We start from the raw sequence: 3,248 nt of genomic DNA, 5'->3' as shown, positions 1-3,248 counted from the left end.
CGCGATGCCCACGCGCTGGCGCTGGCCGCCGGAGAACTGGTTGGGATAGCGGTCGAAGGCGGATGGCTCCAGTCCCACCAGCGCCAGCAGCTCGCGCGCCCGCGCCTCGGCCGCCGCCTGCGGCACGCCGTTGGCGCGCGGGCCGTCGCTGATGATGCGGCCCACGGTGTGGCGCGGATTGAGCGAGGCGAAGGGATCCTGGAAGATCATCTGGATGTCCTTGCGCATCGGGCGGAAGCGCGATTCGGGCATGGCGGCGATGTCCTGGCCGTTGAACAACAGATGGCCGCCATCGATGCCGACCAGCTTCAGCAGGCATTTGCCGATGGTGGACTTGCCCGAGCCGGACTCGCCCACGATGCCCAGCGTCTCGCCGCGCCGCACGCTGAAGCTGACGCCGTCGACCGCGTGCACCTCGCGCCGGCCGCCGAGCCAGCCATGGCCGATCACATAGGTCTTGCGCAGGTCGCGCACATCCAGCACCGGCGGCTCGCCGCCGCCGGCCGCGCGTTCCTCGCCGCGCCGATGCGGCACGGCGGCGATCAGGCGCTGGGTATAGGGATGGCGCGGGCGGTTCAGCACCTCGTCCGCCGGCCCCTGTTCGACCAGGATGCCCTTTTCCATCACGGCGACGCGGTGCGCGATCTCTGCCACCACGCCGAAATCGTGGGTGACGAACATCACGCCCATGCCTTTTTCCTTCTGGATGCGGGCGATCAGCGCCAGGATCTGTGCCTGGGTGGTCACGTCCAGCGCGGTGGTGGGCTCGTCGGCGATCAGCAGCGCCGGCTCCAGCGCCAGCGCCATGGCGATCATCACGCGCTGGCGCTGGCCGCCGGACAGGCGGAACGGATAGGCGTGGTACAGCGTGGCCGGATCGGGCAGGCCGACGAAGGCCAGCAGTTCCAGCGCGCGCTCCAGCCGGGCGGGGCCGGGATAGGCGTCGTGCACGCGCATGACTTCGCTGATCTGCTCGCCCACCGTCATCAGCGGGTTCAGCGCCGACAGCGGTTCCTGGAAGATCATGGCCATGTCCTTGCCGCGCATGGCCTGCAGGCTGGCTTCGTCCTGGCGCAGCAGGTCCGTGCCTCGGAACAGGATGCTGCCCTGCTGCGGCGTCAGGTAGTCGGGCAACAGGCCCATGATGGCGTTGGCGCTCATGGACTTGCCGGAGCCGGACTCGCCGACGATGCACAGGATCTCGCCGGCGCGGATGTCGTAGGACACGTCGCGCACCGCATAGGCGCGGTCGCCGCCGGCGGGCAGGGCGATGCTCAGGTTGCGGATCGACAGCAGCGGCGCGTCGCCCGTGGCCGGCGCGGCGGCCGGCATGCCTTGGTGTTTCATGGCTGGGCTCCTATTCGCCGCGCTTGCGCAGCTGCGGGTTGAGGGCATCGTTCAGGCCTTCGCCGATCAGGTTGATGGCCAGCACGGTCAGGAGGATGGCCACGCCGGGCCACACGCTCATCCACCAGGCTTCGCGGATCATGGTGCGGGCCGCGCCGATCATGAAGCCCCAGCTCATCTCGTTGCGGTCGCCCAGGCCCAGGAAGGACAGCGAGGACTCGGTGAGGATGGCGGTGGCCACCATGAAAGAGGCCGACACGATGATGGGCGACATGGCGTTGGGCAGGATCTGGGTGCCGACGATGCGGGCCGGCGCCTGGCCGATCACGATGGCGGCCTGCACGAACTCGCGTTGCTTGAGCGTCATGAACTCCGAGCGCACCAGCCGCGCGGCCGGCGGCCACGACACCAGCGCGATGGCGCCCATGATGGAATACACCGAGGGCCCGATGATGGCCACCAGCACCACCGCCATCGCCAGCTGCGGGATGGTCTGGAAGAACTCGGTGAAGCGCATCAGCGCGTCGTCGATGCGGCCGCCGCAGTAGCCGGCGATGGCGCCGACCACGATGCCGAAGCCCAGCGCGACGGCGGTGGACAGCAGCCCCACCAACAGCGACACGCGCGCGCCCCAGACCAGGCCGGCGGTGATGTCGCGTCCCAGCATGTCGGTGCCGAAGGGGTAGTCGGCATTGGTGAAGGGCGGGATCAGCGGATCGGCCACTATCATCCAGGGCGATTCTTCGTACAGCAGCGGCGCGGCCAGGGCCACGGCCACCACCAGCAGCACGATGGCCAGGCCGGCCACCGCGCCATGATTGCGCATATAGCGGCGCGCGAAGGATTTCATGCGGCGGCTCCCTGTTGCGCTCCCGCGCCGATGCGCGGATCGATGAGCCGGTACAGCACGTCGGTGAGCAGGTTGAAGACCACCACCATGATGGAAGTGACCAGGAAGATGCCCAGCAGCAGCTGGTAGTCGCGCTGCAGCAGGGCGTCGAACATCAGCCGGCCGATGCCGGGCCAGGCGAACACGGTCTCTGTCAGCACCGCGCCGCCGGCCATCTGGCCCAGCTGGATGCCCGCGAAGGTGATGACCGGCAGCAGCGCGTTGCGCAGCACGTGGGCGCGGATCACGCGTCCAGGTCCGACGCCCTTGGCGCGCGCGGTCTTGACGAAGTCCATGCCGATCACCTCCAGCATGGAGGCGCGCGTCAGGCGCACGTACACGGCCATGAAGAAGCAGCCCAGCGTCACGGTGGGCAGCACCAGGTGCTGCGCGATGTCGCCGGCGCGCGCCCAGCCTGTCAGGCCCGCGCCCACGGTTTCCATGCCGAAGGCCGGCAGCCAGCCCAGCACCACCGAGAACAGCAGGATGCCCATCAGCGACAGCCAGAACAGGGGCGTGGCGTACAGCAGCAGCGCGCCCGTCATGACGCTGCTGTCGATCCAGCGCCGCTTGTTGCGGTAGCGCGCCTTGGCCGCGACCACGCCCAGCAGCACGCCCAGCACGATCGAGAACACGAAGGCGCAGGACATCAGCAGGAAGGTGGCGGGCAGCCGCTCGACGATCAGGTCCAGCACCGGCACGTGGTTGCGGTAGGAAAAGCCCAGGTCCAGTTGCGCCACGCCTTTCAGGTACAGCATCAGCTGTGTCAGCAGCGGCTGGTCCAGGCCGAAGGCCGCGCGCAGCTGCTCGACGTAGGCGGCGTCGCCCGCGCCGGCCTGGCCGGCCAGCACCGCGGCCGGATCGCCGGGCGCGAGCCGGATCAGGAAGAAATTGATGATGACCACGCCCAGCACGACCACCAGGGCCTTGCCGATGCGCGAGACGAGGAAAGACAGGAATTTCATGCTCGGGTCCTCCGTGGGCGGACGGGCCGCCGCGCGGTCCCGGCGCC

At 69.2% G+C, this 3,248-nt stretch carries 3 protein-coding genes; all 3 read right to left on the bottom strand.

All coding sequences use genetic code 11. The annotated features are described in order from the left end of the window. A partial coding sequence (locus AC6LJ9_RS30355) for an ATP-binding cassette domain-containing protein (RefSeq protein WP_498150414.1) occupies positions 1–1,347 on the bottom strand: 1,347 nt, incomplete at its 3' end. A gap of 10 nt (positions 1,348–1,357) precedes the next feature. Next, the gene (locus tag AC6LJ9_RS30350) at positions 1,358–2,197 is read right to left on the bottom strand and encodes an ABC transporter permease (protein WP_498150413.1); all 840 of its coding nucleotides are present in this window, start codon (positions 2,195–2,197) and stop codon (positions 1,358–1,360) included. Continuing rightward, on the bottom strand, positions 2,194–3,201 hold the full coding sequence (locus AC6LJ9_RS30345; RefSeq protein ID WP_392409938.1) for an ABC transporter permease: 1,008 nt from the start codon (positions 3,199–3,201) through the stop codon (positions 2,194–2,196). Before AC6LJ9_RS30345 ends, AC6LJ9_RS30350 begins: the two co-directional genes overlap by 4 nt. Positions 3,202–3,248 lie beyond the last annotated feature (47 nt).

Source organism: Achromobacter sp. 1011811831 (genome assembly GCF_059760905.1).
Note: the sequence above shows the minus strand (reverse complement) of the source record. Positions and strands in the feature narration are given on the sequence as shown.

Excerpts from the sequence above, each read along its gene's own strand:
- AC6LJ9_RS30350 (WP_498150413.1), bottom strand. The coding sequence starts at position 2,197 with ATGAAATCCTTCGCGCGCCGCTATATGCGCAATCATGGCGCGGTGGCC.
- AC6LJ9_RS30345 (WP_392409938.1), bottom strand. The coding sequence starts at position 3,201 with ATGAAATTCCTGTCTTTCCTCGTCTCGCGCATCGGCAAGGCCCTGGTG.